We start from the raw sequence: 16,570 nt of genomic DNA, 5'->3' as shown, positions 1-16,570 counted from the left end.
ATGGCTGTTAAAAGGCTTAGTTGTGATGTACTTACCCGCTTACTCTCCTGAACTCAATATCATTGAAATACTGTGGAAAAAGATAAAGTATGAATGGTTATCTTGCCATGACTTTATCACTTTTGATGCACTCAAAGAGAGTGTAAAAAATATCATGGACAACTATCCATCAAAATATACGATAACTTTTAGTTAAGCACTTATAATCACTTTTTGTGAAAATAATAAGACACACATCCTAGCACATCTGCAATCTATTTTATCTCATAGCCAAGATGTACTCGAAATAGGCAGTGGCACAGGGCAACATGCGTTTATTTTGCTGAGCATCTCCCTCAGCTGATTTGGCAAACCAGCGATCAAGCTCAATATCATGAAGGGATCCAGCGATGGCTTAAGCAATACCCACAAGCCAATTTACGTGCACCTTTATGCCTTGATGTACTTCAACCGTGGCCATTAACACAGCCCGTCGATGGTATATTTACCGCAAATACATTGCATATTATGAGTAAAGCGATGGTAGAGGCTTTTTTCATGGCGTCGGTCAACATTTAGCAATACAAGGCAACCGGTGTATTTATGGCCCTTTTAATCAACAAGGACACTACTCCAGTGACAGTAATCGTTAATTCGATGTGCATCTTAAAAATAACAACCCAAGCAGTGGCATTAAAGCGCTCGAATGGATCGAGCGATTGGCTAATCAGCAAGGATTAAAGTTAAAGTTAAAGTTAAAGTTAAAGTTAAAGTTAAAGATAAAAGATAAAAGATAAAAGAAAACATGCCTGCTAATAATTTATTGCTTCATTTCGAAAAAATGGCCATTTGATGGCCATAGCGGTAAAGCCACATAAAAAGCATATTTTATGTGGCTTAAAGATAGAAGTGTTAAACAGGCTTAAAATAATTCCTCGTCAAAATCTACAATATCTTGACTACTCGCTTCGATCTGTAAACGTAAACTGCTCGTTTGAACGGCCCAATAATCCATATAAAATTGTGCTGATTTTAACTTAGACTGGTAAAATACCGTCTCTTGTGTGCCTGCTTCTAATGCTTGTAATGCCGTTGATGCCGCTCGAACCCAGATCCACGCAAGCGCCGTGATCCCAGTAAGTTGTAAATAAGGCATCGACGCGGCGCCGATCATATCAGGCGATTTGTCTGCCGCGCCCGCAATAAAATGTGTCGCTTTTTCCAAATCCCCAGCCGCGTGTATTAAGCCGCTCAAATAAGGTTGCATTGCTGTATTACTCTGGTTGTCACCTATAAGCTGCTTCACCATACCAGACCATAAGTTAAGTGCGGCCCCTTTATCTGACAGGAGTTTTCTACCAACTAAATCAAGTGCTTGAACACCATTAGTGCCTTCATAAATCATCGATATCCGCAAGTCTCGTACAAATTGCTCCATGCCCCATTCATGGATATAACCATGACCACCATAAACTTGTTGCGCATCCACACAAGCTTTAAACGCTTGATCAGTCACAAAGCCTTTTACAACGGGGGTAAAGAATGCCGCAAGGGCCGCCGCTTCTTTGGCTTTTCCGGGATTGCTATGTCGCTTTGATGTATCTAGCCATAATGATTGCTGGCCCATTAATCCACGAGTACCTTCATTAAACGTTTTTTGAGCCAGTAACATACGGCGAACATCACCATGTACCAAAATAGGATCGGCTGCTTTATCACTGTCTTTAGGACCACTTAATGCCCGCCCCTGAATACGATCTTTGGCATAAATCAGCGCATTTTGATAAGCAATATCAGACACGCCTAAGCCTTGAATCCCCACACCGAGACGAGAGTGATTCATCATGGTAAACATGGCACGTAACCCTTCATGAGGCTGACCCACCAGCTCACCGATTGCACCATCAAACAGCATGACACAGGTCGAGTTCCCACGTAGTCCCATTTTATGCTCGAGTCCTGTGGCGCTGAGCTGATTGGCCTCACCAAGACTACCGTCATCATTAATAAGATATTTCGGCACCGCAAACAGTGAAATGCCTTTCACACCTGCTGGCGCATCAGGCAACCTTGCTAACACAAGATGCACGATGTTATCGGTCATATCATGATCGCCTGATGAAATAAAAATTTTCTCACCCGTAATGGCATATTGTCCCTCCCCCACCGGTAAGGCTTTTGCTCTCAACAAGGCTAAATCTGTACCTGCATGAGATTCTGTCAAATTCATGGTACCCGTCCACTCTCCACAGCCAAGTTTTTCAAGATATTTCTGTTTGAGTTCATCACTTCCATGGGTATGGATAGCAAAATAAGCCCCATGGGTAAGACCTGGGTACATGCCAAATGACATATTCGTTGCTGCTGTTATTTCTAGAATAAACAAGCCTACGACACTCGGTAAACCTTGGCCTCCATACTCTGAATCACTGGTTAACGTGGCCCAACCGTTTTCAACAAATTGCTCATAAGCCCCTTTAAATCCTGTCGGCGTTTTCACCTGCCCACCTTCCAAACGACAACCTTCAAGATCCCCCACCGGATTTAAGGGCAACAAAATATTAGTACTGAAGTCCGCCATACCTTGTAATATAGCACTGACTAAATCAGTATCTATTTCATCGAACCCCTTAAGTCCATCTTGTTGATATACATTGAGCAATTCATTTAATACAAATTGATAATCACGCAGTGGTGCTTGATAAACTGGCATTTTGTCTTCCCTTTCTTGTTATTTTAACGCTGTCGTTACGTTAGGATCTGTTGATCCTTATTGGTTATTTCTGTAGACCCTAGATTCATTTGAGTAAAAACTCAGTATTATTCTCATTTTCGTCCTAAAAACGCAAATATAAACACAGCATTTTATTCAACTTGGTTTTTAACAGGCACGTTTCACTTAGTCCTAAGATACGGTAAGCTTACGTCAGATCAATCAATTAGAAGGAAGCACTATGGGCTCGGTGATCACCAAAACACACACAAATGGCTTAGAATACGTCGACATTAACACTCACCATTGCCAAGCCCGTATTTTTAAACAAGGTGCCCAAATTGATTTTTTTCAGCCTCAAGGCCAAAAACCGCTACTCTGGAGTTCAAGCAATAATGATTATCAAGTCGGTACCGCTATCAGAGGCGGGATCCCCATTTGCTGGCCTTGGTTTGGACTGCATGAGAATGCCAGCTGGCCTCAACATGGTTTTGCCCGCATCCAGATGTGGCAGCTCAGTGAGGTCAACATCAATGATACCGAAGTTGATTTACTCTTTACGCTAACGATCGATAAAAATAGCCAAACCTACTGGCCTTACCATACTCAACTCAGTGCGCGCTTTCGCTTAAGTGATCGATTAACAGTCAGTTTAATCAATACCAATCTTGATAGCCAAACGATAACGTTGACTCAAGCTTTACACTCTTATTTTCCCATTGGAGATATTCATCAGCTCCAAGCCAGTGGTTTTAGTCAATCGCACTATATTGAATTTGATAAAGGCCCTTTCGAACAAACGCAAGACAGAGTTCAATTTACCCAAGAAACCGACAGAATCTATCACCCATTAGGTCCTCAGCAATTACTACATACTCCCGATGGGATCATCCAAATCACCCGCGAGAACAGTCAATCCGCCATATTATGGAATCCTTGGCATGCTAAATCCAAGCGCTTATCACGCTTCAATAATGATGATTACCGCTCTATGGTGTGTTTAGAAGCGGCCAATGTCCTCGATGATAAGGTCACACTCGCCCCCAATGAAACTCATACATTAAGCACCACTATTCAATGGAAAAAATAATCAATCGTTTAGTAAATCCTACTTTAATTGCCACTTTACTAAACAACAAATAAGAAAGATCAAGAAAAAATAGCACAACATCGCTAAAATCAGCTGAGTGCCTGAAATAAATTTGGCTCAACACAGGGAGTTGTCATTGAAACGGCGTTTTGTTTTTTCTTTTTTTACTGTATTCGCCTTCATCATCGGCTTATTTATTGTGGCCAGCTTTAATGTTGAGCGATTAATGAAAAGCACCATTAATCACTATCTCGCGCCTTTTGATACACAAGTAACTCAAGTTGAAGTGTCTCCGAGAAGCTTAACCCAATGGTCTATTCCGACATTAAGTTTAAAAATAAACCAAAATAGAGTCCAGCTTAAAAATATTGACATACATTTTAAAACAGACACCTCTCTTTTTCAGTTATCGGCAGCCGATCTGAGTCAAATCGATATTCATCAAGCCGACATCGAAATAGAGACAACCGCATTCAAGCAACGGCTCACGCAGTGGCTCTTCACCGAGCCAAACACTGCTCCCGCCAATCCTGTCTTTAGCTTTAATAAATTAGATGCCAGCTTAGCATTATGGTTAACCCAATTGCCTCAGCTTAATATCGGCAAAACCCGTTTTCACCTCCATCAAGCCACGCCTGCAGACAATATCAAATACTCTGACAAAAACACTGGTATTGAAACTTGGGAAAGTAGCCAAGCTTCTGACGGTTCAAATGTAGATATTCCCCAGTTTAACTTGGACTATCTACACTTAAATCAGGGTAAGCTAACAGCTGAATTATCGATAAAAAACAAGTCACTTTTGTCAATCAATGCCACACTCATGCCCAAGCAATGGCAAGTATCTAGCACGTTGTCCTTGACGCAATTAGACCGTGTCTTGAGTACATTAAAAACCATGATGACATCGCTTTCATCGCACTCAGATCCATCAAAAAAAGATGTCTTTTCTCAATGGTACTCAAGCCTTAACGCATCTGCTTTTCCTCACTCAGGAAGCCTGTACAGTCAACTCACTTTGCAATTTCCAAATGCAACTGACATAAACGTTGTTAACACAAGCGTCGCTAATATCAACGCAGCGAATACGAAAGCTGCTAATACAAAGACCACCGACTCAAGTACCACTCACTCCAATCTATATCACACCCGTATAAACTTACAATCCGTACATCAACTGTGTGATGCCAATTTTAATTTCCCCCCCAGCATGTTAAAAGAAATAAGCTCTTCATTGAATACGGTCAATTTAACCCAAGCAGATGACATCCCGCTACTCATTGCATCCTTAGCGGACACCAAACCTCAAGAAGAGCAAAAGCACAAACAAGGGCAATGCCAAACACCTGATTTGGACTTTAGCGTCTCTGGGCCAATACAGAACCTAAACTTGTCAATACAACCAGCGTCACTCACTCTCAGTCCTAATGACGCACAGATTGCTGCACTTGTTTCTCGCTTTGAACTCCCTCCTGAATTACTGAGCCTATTATCACTTTTTAATAACAACGATCATCAAGAAAGCTTATCTCACGGGGAGGCTAGCCCTCTATTAAGCCTAACTATTGAACGCCCTTTGACACTGAATTTGGCATCGAAACAATTAAGCTTGCCACAAACCCGAGCTGAAATTGATTTAGCGCGACTAAAGGCTGTTGTTCATGTGTCAGATCTAGTGATAACCCCCAAAAAAGAGCATAAAATCACCTCGACGCCTTCTATAACAACATCTTCAATAACGGATATATCAGTACTTCCTCCTATCACGGCTAAATGGGTAATCGCCGTTGATCAAAAATATCCAATGACGCTCAATACTCAAACATTCAGAGCGCCATCAGTGACAGCCCAAGCTCGTTCCAATATGAGTAGTTATGATCTGTCTATTGATCGCTATAAATTAAGCAGCCGAGGAGCATTTACACAGCAAAAAAATGACAACCTAATTCAATATCTGATCCAGTTCGACTCGCCCATCACCATGAACACGGGACAAATCACCCTCGATGAAACCCCCACTGTAGTTTTAGCCACAAACGCTAAAGATAGCGCACACACAAAGCAGGCTCATTTCATACAGTTTGATGCCGCTAAGAGTCAATTCACGATAGCAGCAGGCTCAACGCTCCTTTATCAGCCCAACAAACAAATCGAGCTGACATTGAGTCCAGCCCATGTCGATATAGCGCAAGCAAGCACCCTGCTACAAACACGGACCGTCACAAAGAAGCCTTCATCACTCACCGCCACTCATGCCACACCAGCAGAGCCAAGCGATGAAGTCAATATAATGGATTATCAAGGCAGCGCGGCTCACTTGCATCTTGGCCTTTCGAAACCAGTGATCTTAACCCATTCACTGCAACCGCTGGTGACACAACATGATACACAAGCAACTGACAGCTCAGAAAAAATAGACAAAGAAATAGTCGATAAAAAAACAATCAATGCTGGTTATTTGAAGGCGCCTGCTCTCAATCACTTATTGGCCTCATTAGCCACCCCCATGAACGAGCAGCTTACCGTTATAGTGGATCAACTGTTGGTGAATAAGGTCGCCCATCAATCGAGCATCCATCCTAAAATCAACACACTCGTTCAGCAGAAAGGTAAAAATAAAGTACAAGAAATCATACGATTAAAACAAGCCAAATTAACTCAATCGATCCATGTGGAAAAAAAGCTAATTTCTACCCAAGAGGCGTGGCAATTGAATGCACTCGCACTGTCCAGTGAACATCAACTTCATTTAGATCCCACAACGTCTCCCACTTTATTGACAGGGAAATGGCGTTTTACTCAACCCTTAAATGAACTCGTCCTGCTGCTTAAAGAGACCAGCACCACACCTCTGGATGTTGATGTCACTGGCATGAGTCACTTTCAGCTAAACTATCAACAGAATCAACAGAATCAACAAAAGACCTTATCAGATAAATGGACATTTACATTAGCGGCCAATCTAAATGACATCGCGGGCCAGTTCAATCAATTACCCTTTGAAGGCGGTACACTGCATGCGACATGCCATTATGCACTTCCTTATGAGCAAGCAAAATATAATATCAATGATGAAAACCGCTCGCCCCTTGATTGCTCAACATTGAATTTATCCATGGCAGCGTTTAACCCTGGCATCATGATCACCGAACTTAACATTCAAGCCAAACTCGCACCGCTCAGTCAACCTTCTCTATCGAGCCCAATCATCTCACCCGAAAATCACCAGAGTGCTTGGCAAGCACTCTGGAAGCAACTCGGATTAAATCATACTCAACTTCAATTAAGCCTTAAAGGCGATACCTTAGAGGGACAATTACAGATCCCAAAATTCATCCTTAACACTAAAGGAGATACTGAGGCCGATATACTCTTACAAGGCGTAAGCCTCAAGCAATTACTGACACTTCACCCTGTGACAGGCGTTTATGCCGATGGTATTTTTGACGCCGTATTACCCGTGATCTATAACCAAGGTAAACTGAGGATCAGCGGAGGTGAACTGATTGCCCGCCCGCCAGGTGGACTTATTGCCATCAATGGCAACCCCAGTGTCGAGCAGATGAAACTGTCTCAACCCTATTTAGATTTTGCTTTTTCGGCATTGCAACATCTTGAATACAGTGAATTAAGTAGCCATTTTGATATGGATCCTAATGGCGATGCCATCCTTAAGGCTCAAGTAAAAGGTCAAAGTGAGGGCATCGAGCGCCCGATCCACTTTAATTACACCCAAGAAGAAAACCTGTTACAACTATTAAGAAGCTTACAAATCAGTGGCAAGCTTCAAACTCAAATAGAACAAGCGATGCAATCACCCAAAAAATGAGTGAGCTATATACCCAAGTTAATTGCAGACACTGGAGCAAGCGCTTCTCAAACGTACAATTTGAGTATTATAATTCAAATGATTATCGTTAAATGTCAAGAGACGTTTGAAAAGGGGTTTTCCCCTACATGAGTTGTTTGAATGATCTTGTCAATTTTTGAGATAAAAATGTCTATTCTCTGTTATTAAGCACGTCATCAACTCAAAAACCCTCATAGTGAAGCAGGATGTTCTCTCTAAATCATTTGGCTATAGGCTAAATATACAGCGACCAACATTAACCCTCCCCCTAAGATCTGATTGAAAATGTTGATTAACTTATGACTCTTTACATAAAAGCTAAGTCTACTCCCCGCTACCGCCCAACTCATAATCGATAAATAACAAATACAAAAATAAAGTAAGATAAACACATATAAAAGTGGATCGTTCGGTGACAGCTTAAAAACTGACACACCCGCTAAACAAGCAATCCAAGCTTTTGGATTAAGCCACTGTAATAAAAAACCTTCATTGAAACTCGGGCGAGCAACTTTTTCAAACGTCAGCTGACCAGAGCTGGTCATGAGTTTAAATCCAAGATAAATAATAAACAAACTTCCAAGAATACAAAGCGTATCCAAAAGAAATGAAAATTGTTCAATGAATGTCCCAAGGCCCAATCCTATTACCAATAAAAGTAAGCTAAAACCTAGCGTCGCGCCCAAAACAAAAGGCATCGCTTGTTTCTCACCATGATTCATGCCTGTTGATAATGTAATCATATTCACAGGGCCAGGTGAGATGGACATAACAAAAGAAAACACACAAATCATTAATAACGTAGACATAATACCTCCAATTTCAAATAAATTTTATATACCAAGTTGCTTAGATATGAACTTAAGGTACACACTAATGGATAAGCTTATTACATTGCGTTCTATATGATTAGATGCTTCAATTAGGTTTTATTGTTCGAATGATTGATGGAATTAAATGCTGATAAATGAATTAAGAGCGATGGCTATTTTTGCTGAAGTGGTCAAAAAAGGATCATTTAGAGGCGCGGCACGAACACTGAATTTATCACCCTCAGTCGTGAGTTATCATATTACACAATTAGAAAAACGTATTGGCACCACACTGACCTATAGAAGCACTCGAAAAATATCCCTTACTCATGATGGCGAAGATCTTTATCTACATGTACAACAAATGCTTCAATCGGCACAAACTGGCTTAGATGGTGTCACACATACCAATGACGATCCCAGTGGAAAATTAACCCTTTCATTACCGTCAGCATTAACATATTCCTTATTAAATGAACGGATCGCACAATTCAGTCTACAATACCCAAAAATCCGCCTAAGCATTTCCTATAATGATATTCAGCAAGATCTGATCCAAGATAGTATTGATATGGTGATTAGAGCAGGAAATTTGCAAGATAGCAGCCTTAAAAGTAAACGTATCGGAAGTATTCAGCGAAAACTAGTTTGTTCACCTCATTATCTAAAATCCAAAAGTATTCCAACTCATCCGGAGGAGCTATCGACTTGGCAATGGATTAAACTGAATATGCTACCCAATAGCCGGCAAGTTAAATTTAATAAAATAAATTATCTTATTAAATTTAAAAATAATATTGATGTTGATAATGTCGCCGCCATGACACAATTTACATTGTTAGGTTTAGGCGTTTCGACTCCGCCTAGCGACTTAATTGAATCTGCACTTTTAGAGGGAAACCTTGTTGAATTGCTTCCTCAATGGAAAGTCGATCCTATTCCCTTATATGCATTATGGCCAAATAATGTTTCACAACATAGTTTATCTAAACGATTGCTTTCCTTCTTGTCAGACAGTGCCTAATAAAACTGCCCATTTGTTACTCACTCTCAATTTAGCGCCGATCAAATCAATAGACTAGAATGAAATATTCTTATAACATTTTAATAAATAAGTAAATATATTTAAATTTACTCTACACTATCGATAAAAACATTCACTATATGATGTAAGGAAACTTAATGAACAGAATGGTGTTCACACACAAAAAACTCATCGGCTTTATGGTCTTACTGACCATAAGCGCTTGTACACCAACAATTAAACTGGCACCACCCGATAAACCGATAGTGATCAATCTTAATGTCAAAATTGAACACGAAATAAAAATCAAAGTCGATAAAGAGCTCGATCAGCTACTCACTAATGATGAATTATTTTAATATTAACCAAACAAAATGGAGCTTTTCATGAAAACTCAAGTCCTCGTCTTTTTTACCGCATTACTATTGAGTATTAATGCCTTCGCCATTTCTTTACAAGATGCCAAAAATCAAGGCATGGTGGGCGAACAACAAAATGGCTATCTAGGGGTCGTCAAAGCCAGTCCCGAAGCCAATAAATTGATAAACAGAGTCAATGCTGAACGCCGTAGTTCTTATCAAAAAATTGCCAAAAAGAATGCTATCACACTCAATGAAGTGGCCAATTTAGCCGCAAAAAAAGCCATTTCTGCCACAAAGAAAGGCCAATTCGTTAAAAATAAGCAAGGAAAGTGGGTAAGAAAATAGTGACCATAACCTAAGTCATTTGTCGAGCCCAGAGGTAGGATTCTAGGAGTCGACAAATGACTAGCCTCTGCTTTTAAGAGACTTTCCAATCAGACAAGTAATGCGATAATCGCTTTGATTTGAATAGATACAAGCCACTCCAAAACAAGAATAAACCATCGAGTCCAATACTCCAGCTGTATAAATAATGAGCGCTCATCACTCGAGCAATCAATAAGCCACCATCTAATATTAATAGCCCCAGCAGCAGCACTTTAATCTGACAAAAAAGACCCCGTAGCCATTCAGGCTTACGTTTTCGCTCTGCTATCACTAAAAAATAGATGAGTACGGCGCCTAAACCAGCGATCAAAGACATAATAAAATCAGCTTTTTGGGGATAAATCAATGTCACTAATCCAGCCCTATCGCTGGCTTGAGTTAATGATGCAATCCAAATACACCAACCTCGCGCAATAAAAATTAACATGCCGTAAAGATAAATCGGCGGTTTTATATGGCCTTTTTCATCGAGCCAGCGAATATGACTAAAATTCAAACTACCACCTGTCCATCAACGTCTAAAAAATAAAATTGGGCTTATTCCCAAGAATATAGAGATGGTGCTCCTTTCTGTTATTTCAATGCTCTGTTGCTCTCCAAGCGTAAAAAAACCAAACAGATCGCATTCAGATCTCCGCTTAACACCCCTACTAATTGACGTAAATCGATTGAAACACTCATTTCATAGCACGCCAAATGGTTCAATTCAAGGCGCATCAACCCGCAATCACATTCAATCACATTCAATCACATTCAATCACACCCATAATAAAAACGTAAAACAAACAATCTAAAACAAAATAATCACCAAACAACAAAGTAAATACATCAAAAAAGACATATAACACCACACTTACCCTAATTTAGAGCTAAAGCTCGAAAAAAACTTGGCGCTCTTCGCTTTAACTTGTTATCAATTGCATTAGACAATACTAATAAATTAAAAAATAAAATAAGTTCCCAAGATGATAAATAACACCCACAAATAATCATTCAGGCTCAACATTAACAAGATTATTGGCCTGCACTTCACCTGGAGAGACCCTCAATATGAATCTAAAAACCTCCCTATACCTCACATTATGCTTATTTCCGTTTTATAGTTTTGCGGCTAACAGTACCTTATCGAATTCGCAGATCAATCAATTACAAACAAAAGAAACCACCACCTATTTACGCTGCTGGTATCGACCTGCCGATAGTCATGATGACGTTGCCACCGATTGGGAGTGGGGATTAAACGATAATGGAAGCTATTACAAAGTCAAAGGTTATTGGTATTCGAGTCTCTCTTGGAAAAATATGTTCTATACCCAAACCAGCCAAGAAACCTTACGTGAACGTTGTGAAAAAACATTAGATACCGATTACACAGCAGCCGACATCACATTTTTTGCCGCCGATACTCGCTTTTCCTATAACCAAACCATTTGGACCAATGACATTAGCAGTGATAATGATGATAAAAGCTTGGTGAACAAAATAGTAAGCTTTGGCGACAGTATTTCAGATACAGGTAATTTGTATAATGCATCGCAATGGTTATTCCCTAATGATAACTCTTGGTTTTTAGGTCACTTTTCTAATGGCTATGTCTGGACAGAATATTTAGCTCAAAAAATGGGACTCCCCCAATATAACTGGGCGATTAGCGGCGCAGCAGGTGAAGATCAATATGTCATTTTACCCGGTGTCACCGAGCAAGTTGACTCATATGTTCAATACATGCAGCTGGCTGAAAATTACGATCCTAAAGACAGCTTAGTCACATTAGAATTTGGACTGAATGACTTTGTTAACTATAACCGCAGCGTGGCTGAAGTCAGTGGCGATTTTACCGAGATTATCGAAAAGCTCATTGACAGTGGCATCACCAATATGGTGGTGTTGAACTTACCCGATGCCAGTCATGCTCCTCAGTTTAAATATACCAGTGCAGCAGAAGCGATTGAGGTGAAAAATAAAATATCTGAATATAATGCTTTTATCAAGAACCAAGTCGCCAATTATCAAGCTCAAGGTTATAACTTTGTTTTATATGATACCTATAATCTATTCGAAGAGGTGATTGATTCTCCACAAAGTTATGGACTGAGTAATGTCACCGACTCTTGCTTAGACATTAACCGCAGTGCCTCTAGTGATTATTTACAGACCCATGCCTTACGCTCAGAGTGTACTGTCAACGGCTCCGACAGTTATTTATTTTGGGGCGTGACACATCCAAGTACTAAAACACACAGTATTATCGCCCAGCAGATTGTCAATAGTGCTTTATCGAGTTTCGTCTTTAAAAATCAAACAAACTAATACCACCGTCCTCTTCAATCGAGTCAAAAAATAGCCCTGAAGAATCCTATTCTCAGGGCTTGTTTAATAAGCAGGTATGAGTATGATGACGCTCAACCTCCTCTCTATTTGTTCTATACCCAAACTCATTGAAGATGCAGGATCGCAGGTATATATTCAAAAAAATATCCTATGATGTTAGAGACGGTTGATCTTTCGTGGTTAAACGGTGTTCGAAATAAACACGTTTTAATCGCGGCGTAGGTGATGCCGCCTAGCATTTCAGTCAATAGCCGACAACAAAGAGAAAGGTTATGCCTATGGTCAATAACACCGATGTCATCGCTTATAAAAATGTTCCTCGGTTTAGAATATCGTCATTAATGCTTGTTTGGTTACTGTCTTTAGGTTTTTATTTTCATCAATATATGTTCCGCATCATCCCCAGTATTGCCGTGCCTGCAATGAATGATAGCGGCTCAGCCCATCTATCCTCTGTGCAATTTAATGTGGTACTATTTATTTTTTGGATTGCCTTTGTTTGTTTTCAACCCGTCGCGGGACTCATCATTAATCGATTATCTTATCTATTGACCTTATTGGTAGTATTATTACTGCACATTATCGCCATTTTATTATTAGCAAGCTCAAGAGACTTTTATGTCATGTCCTTGGCATTATTACTCATGGGCATTGCCTCCAGTTTTGCTTTAGTCTTTAGTTTATTTGTCGCTAAAAAATTGTTTAAGCAAACCTTGTATCCCTTAGCTTCTGGCCTTATTTTTGGTCTCGGTGGAGTGGCCGCTATTTTAGCCAGCTTACTCTTTATGCCACTTTCTAAGACTTATGGCCCCAGCTACGCATTACAGTTATTCACTGTGATTCCGAGTATCCTTGCCATCACGATGCTCATTTTACTGTTCTTTCAGATCCGGCACGGTGAGCCCATTACTCACCCAATTGATCATATTGGATTAACCGAGCAATCAACGCACTCTCATGCAACAAATCATCCCAATTTAGCGAAATCCTATGCCTATGTCCTGTTTCATGGTCTGCCTATGGTGTCGTTTTACTCATCTTGGTTACTGCCCTTTATGTCTGATAAACTCGGGGCCAGTAATATCTATGCCAAATCATCGACAGCGGCCGTTTTTGTCGGTTACATTATTGGCTCTCCTTTTGCTGGCTGGCTCACGACAACCTTTTACCAGACACGCTCAATATTATTAACCTATGTGAGTGGACTTGGATTATTCATTAGTGCACTGGTCATTTATTCGCCAACCAACAATGTCACAACCTTATTATTGTTGTGTTTTTTAGGCGTTGTGAGTGGATTTATTGTCACATCCGTGTCCATTACTGCCGATCTCGCCCCAGCAGAGAAACAATCTTTTGCGCTGAGCATCAATAGCGTCTGTTCAAACTTGGGCGGCGCACTTGCCCTGCTTTTTATTGCGGGTTTATTTAAATGGTTTGATATGTCGAGTCTTTATCCTGATCTAAAAGAATTTCATATCATGTTATTCTTAATACCTCTTAGCTATGGAATTGCCATGTGTATCGGGTTTTCGATGATAAAATCTGAGCGAACTGTAACAAATGAGTCATCCATCTAACGCCATTATTCCAAGTTCAAGTGAGTCAACAAACCACCGGCTTATTGTAGACTATCCTCAATAAGCCAGTGGGCTATGTTTAAAGACTTACATCAACGATAACGCACAGCTGTCGAAATGCTCAATCTTCGCGTACGAAGGAATAAGAAAAAAATAAAACCATTCATGCTGATGCTCATGCCCCCAAGTATTGTCGGACTTGTAAAGTCCTTTGAACCCTATCCAGTCCCCTAATCAAATGCTCATAGATTCGAAGATAGGCTGTAATTTGGGTATAAGCTCCTCATTTATCGACTTAACACTAATGGCGAGTATCCACAGTTACCGTTGCGGACAAGCCACTGGCTAAATGCTCAGGCTGATCAAATGCAATACGCACAGGCAGACGTTGAACCACCTTAGTGAAATTACCCGTCGCGTTATCAAGCGGTAACAGCGCAAAGGTTGAACCTGTTGCGGGTGAAACACTGCTCACCTTACCTTGAAAATCACGGTCTGAATAAGCATCAAGGTGGATATCAACCGGTTGACCTATCTTCATCTGTGAGCGCTGGGTTTCTTTAAAGTTTGCCACAATCCAAACGGGCCTTGCCGACACAATGCTGGCGATAGTTTGCCCTGATTGCACCATCGTCCCCACTTGTTCACTTCGATCACTTATAATCCCGTCGATGGGCGAAACAATACGGGTATAACTTAAATCTAACTTAGCTTGTTCTAAATTAGCTTGCACTTCAGCCAAACTGGCTTGTGATTGCTTTACCTTACTTGCTAATACTGTTAATTGATCTTGCTGGGTTTTCAAGCTTTCACTGTCTTTTTTATATTGAATATCTGCTTGGGTATATTTCAATTTTTCATTATCCACATCACCTTGAGCAACAAAGTTCTTTTTGAGTAATTTTAAATACCGTTGATATTGCTGCTTCGTATAACCTTTATTAGCGAGATCTAACTTAGTTTGGGATTGAAATTCTGCCACCTTACTGATTTGCATTTGAGATTCTGCTTTAGCATTGTCGATCTCTGAAGACACTTGAGCAACATTCGCCTGCATTTTTTGTAACGTCACCAGCTGATCTCTATTATCTAATACGACCAATAGCTGCCCTTTTTTTACCGGTTGATTATCATGAATATATGACTCGACTACCACCCCAGTGGTCCTCGCACTCAACTTGGTGATGTCATTCGTCACATACGCATTATCCGTTGTTTGAAAATGACGGCCATAACTAAACCAATAACCAAAACCAGTTACCAAAACCCCTAATATCAACAGCAGCGATATTTGTTTAATGTATTTTTTCATGATATTTCCAACTTCAAGCCATCAAACATTTCTGTGATTCCTACTGGCAGCGCTCACTGCCAGCAAATCCCCCTAAATTTTGACCAACTGTTTTCCCATATTGAGCCCGTCAAACAAATCAATAAACGCCTGTGGAGCTTGTTCAAGCCCAGCATGCATGGTTTCACGATATTTAATCTGCCCAGACTCAACCGCATGCAACAACCATGCATCGGACTCTGGATAATCTTTGAGCCACTGGGTCACTAAAAAGAACTGGGCATGGGGCGCTGATGGTAAGGACTGGAAGAATTGCTCAGGTCCAGATGTTTTCATGTCCCCGCCCTTATTGTATTCTGAAATATTGCCACAAACTGGCACCCGTGCACCTTCGTTAAGCAGCTGAGCCACAAACGTGGCGATCTTACCCCCCACATTTTCAAAGTACACATCGACTCCTTCTTGACAGGCTTGACGTAACTGCACTTTAAAATCCTTAGTCTTATAATCCACACAGGCATCAAAGCCTAATGTATCAACCACATAGCGGCACTTTTTGTCTCCCCCCGCAATCCCCACCACATGCGCTCCGGCCATCTTAGCAATCTGCCCCGCAATCGACCCCACCGCACCTGACGCCGCTGAAATCACCACCGTCTCACCGGCTTTAGGTCTAGCAATCCGATCCATGCCAAAATAAGCGGCGCGACCCGCCGTGCCTACCGGCCCTAAGAAAACAGATTTAGGTAACGGGCTGTCTGGCAAAGGTAAAATAATCGTATTCTTCCCATTAGTCACAAAATAACGCTGCCAAGTAGACAGTAGAAAGACCCATTGCCCTGCGGCAACCTGTGGATTTTTAGACTCAATGATAAAACCAATTGCTTCCCCCTGGATCACCCCGCCTAAAGGAATGGGGTTCACCATTGACATGTCTTTATTGAGTCTAGGACGCACATAAGGATCGATAGACAACCAGTGATTCTCGATTAGTATTTCCCCCTCGTTAAGTGCTGGAAGTACTTGCTTCTCGATGCGAAAATCGGCCAGTATCACTGAACCTTTAGGGTGCTGCGCCAATACAACGGATTGATTGATTGTCTGTTCCATAATCTTCCACCTATTAATGATAATTAAAAGAGTCAAATAAC

Annotated in this window: 13 protein-coding genes and 1 pseudogene; 9 read left to right on the top strand and 5 right to left on the bottom strand. The window is 40.7% G+C overall.

What is annotated here, in order from left to right; translation table 11 throughout:
- Window positions 1–196: transposase (locus L2764_RS01835; RefSeq protein ID WP_248938538.1), on the top strand; the 196-nt coding region annotated here is incomplete at its 5' end.
- Between the two features lie 6 nt (window positions 197–202).
- Window positions 203–776 (top strand): annotated as a pseudogene (locus L2764_RS01830) (DUF938 domain-containing protein).
- A gap of 125 nt (window positions 777–901) precedes the next feature.
- Here L2764_RS01830 and L2764_RS01825 read toward each other — a convergent pair.
- On the bottom strand, window positions 902–2,692 hold the full coding sequence (locus L2764_RS01825) for an acyl-CoA dehydrogenase C-terminal domain-containing protein (protein ID WP_248938537.1): 1,791 nt from the start codon (window positions 2,690–2,692) through the stop codon (window positions 902–904).
- A gap of 241 nt (window positions 2,693–2,933) precedes the next feature.
- On the opposite strand from L2764_RS01825, the gene L2764_RS01820 reads away from it, so the two are divergent.
- Together L2764_RS01820 and L2764_RS01815 are read left to right on the top strand one after the other, a co-directional pair.
- Window positions 2,934–3,782 carry a D-hexose-6-phosphate mutarotase gene (locus L2764_RS01820; protein WP_248938536.1) on the top strand — a complete coding sequence of 283 codons (849 nt, stop codon included), beginning with the start codon at window positions 2,934–2,936 and terminating at the stop codon, window positions 3,780–3,782.
- 136 nt (window positions 3,783–3,918) lie between these two features.
- A complete protein-coding gene (locus L2764_RS01815) occupies window positions 3,919–7,611 on the top strand; it encodes an intermembrane phospholipid transport YdbH family protein (protein WP_248938535.1) in 3,693 nt (1,230 codons plus the stop codon).
- Between the two features lie 236 nt (window positions 7,612–7,847).
- On the opposite strand, the gene L2764_RS01810 is transcribed toward L2764_RS01815, so the two are convergent.
- Complete coding sequence (locus L2764_RS01810; protein ID WP_248938534.1) at window positions 7,848–8,441, bottom strand: LysE family translocator; 594 nt, start codon at window positions 8,439–8,441, stop codon at window positions 7,848–7,850.
- Between the two features lie 148 nt (window positions 8,442–8,589).
- Here L2764_RS01810 and L2764_RS01805 point away from each other — a divergent pair, with 148 nt between their 5' ends.
- The 3 genes from L2764_RS01805 (at window position 8,590) to L2764_RS01795 (ending at window position 10,175) form a co-directional block, all read left to right on the top strand.
- Entirely contained in the window at window positions 8,590–9,468 is an 879-nt protein-coding gene (locus tag L2764_RS01805; protein WP_248938533.1) for a LysR family transcriptional regulator, read from the top strand.
- A 200-nt stretch (window positions 9,469–9,668) separates the two neighbouring features.
- Window positions 9,669–9,827 carry a YnbE family lipoprotein gene (locus L2764_RS01800; protein WP_376708364.1) on the top strand — a complete coding sequence of 53 codons (159 nt, stop codon included), beginning with the start codon at window positions 9,669–9,671 and terminating at the stop codon, window positions 9,825–9,827.
- 27 nt (window positions 9,828–9,854) lie between these two features.
- Window positions 9,855–10,175 carry a YdbL family probable chaperone protein gene (locus L2764_RS01795; RefSeq protein ID WP_248938531.1) on the top strand — a complete coding sequence of 107 codons (321 nt, stop codon included), beginning with the start codon at window positions 9,855–9,857 and terminating at the stop codon, window positions 10,173–10,175.
- A gap of 73 nt (window positions 10,176–10,248) precedes the next feature.
- On the opposite strand, the gene L2764_RS01790 is transcribed toward L2764_RS01795, so the two are convergent.
- Complete coding sequence (locus tag L2764_RS01790) at window positions 10,249–10,713, bottom strand: DUF2919 domain-containing protein (protein ID WP_248938530.1); 465 nt, start codon at window positions 10,711–10,713, stop codon at window positions 10,249–10,251.
- Window positions 10,714–11,267: 554 nt separating this feature from the next.
- Between L2764_RS01790 and L2764_RS01785 the strand changes: the two genes are divergently transcribed.
- Both L2764_RS01785 and L2764_RS01780 read left to right on the top strand, forming a co-directional pair.
- On the top strand, window positions 11,268–12,527 hold the full coding sequence (locus L2764_RS01785) for an SGNH/GDSL hydrolase family protein (RefSeq protein ID WP_248938529.1): 1,260 nt from the start codon (window positions 11,268–11,270) through the stop codon (window positions 12,525–12,527).
- A gap of 293 nt (window positions 12,528–12,820) precedes the next feature.
- Window positions 12,821–14,128: an MFS transporter gene (locus L2764_RS01780; protein ID WP_248938528.1), complete on the top strand. Its 1,308-nt coding sequence runs from the start codon at window positions 12,821–12,823 to the stop codon at window positions 14,126–14,128.
- A 301-nt stretch (window positions 14,129–14,429) separates the two neighbouring features.
- Here the strand turns inward: L2764_RS01780 and L2764_RS01775 are convergent, their stop codons facing one another.
- A complete protein-coding gene (locus tag L2764_RS01775) occupies window positions 14,430–15,440 on the bottom strand; it encodes an HlyD family secretion protein (RefSeq protein ID WP_248938527.1) in 1,011 nt (336 codons plus the stop codon).
- 72 nt (window positions 15,441–15,512) lie between these two features.
- Window positions 15,513–16,529: an NADP-dependent oxidoreductase gene (locus tag L2764_RS01770; RefSeq protein ID WP_248938526.1), complete on the bottom strand. Its 1,017-nt coding sequence runs from the start codon at window positions 16,527–16,529 to the stop codon at window positions 15,513–15,515.
- Between the last annotated feature and the right edge of the window lie 41 nt (window positions 16,530–16,570).

Source organism: Shewanella surugensis (assembly GCF_023284005.1).
In the GTDB taxonomy this organism is placed as follows: Bacteria; Pseudomonadota; Gammaproteobacteria; order Enterobacterales; family Shewanellaceae; genus Shewanella; species Shewanella surugensis.
This window is presented reverse-complemented; position numbering and strand designations above follow the sequence as displayed.

Excerpts from the sequence above, each read along its gene's own strand:
- L2764_RS01825 (WP_248938537.1), bottom strand. The coding sequence starts at position 2,692 with ATGCCAGTTTATCAAGCACCACTGCGTGATTATCAATTTGTATTAAAT.
- L2764_RS01820 (WP_248938536.1), top strand. The coding sequence starts at position 2,934 with ATGGGCTCGGTGATCACCAAAACACACACAAATGGCTTAGAATACGTC.
- L2764_RS01810 (WP_248938534.1), bottom strand. The coding sequence starts at position 8,441 with ATGTCTACGTTATTAATGATTTGTGTGTTTTCTTTTGTTATGTCCATC.
- L2764_RS01805 (WP_248938533.1), top strand. The coding sequence starts at position 8,590 with ATGCTGATAAATGAATTAAGAGCGATGGCTATTTTTGCTGAAGTGGTC.
- L2764_RS01800 (WP_376708364.1), top strand. The coding sequence starts at position 9,669 with ATGGTCTTACTGACCATAAGCGCTTGTACACCAACAATTAAACTGGCA.
- L2764_RS01795 (WP_248938531.1), top strand. The coding sequence starts at position 9,855 with ATGAAAACTCAAGTCCTCGTCTTTTTTACCGCATTACTATTGAGTATT.
- L2764_RS01785 (WP_248938529.1), top strand. The coding sequence starts at position 11,268 with ATGAATCTAAAAACCTCCCTATACCTCACATTATGCTTATTTCCGTTT.
- L2764_RS01780 (WP_248938528.1), top strand. The coding sequence starts at position 12,821 with ATGCCTATGGTCAATAACACCGATGTCATCGCTTATAAAAATGTTCCT.
- L2764_RS01775 (WP_248938527.1), bottom strand. The coding sequence starts at position 15,440 with ATGAAAAAATACATTAAACAAATATCGCTGCTGTTGATATTAGGGGTT.
- L2764_RS01770 (WP_248938526.1), bottom strand. The coding sequence starts at position 16,529 with ATGGAACAGACAATCAATCAATCCGTTGTATTGGCGCAGCACCCTAAA.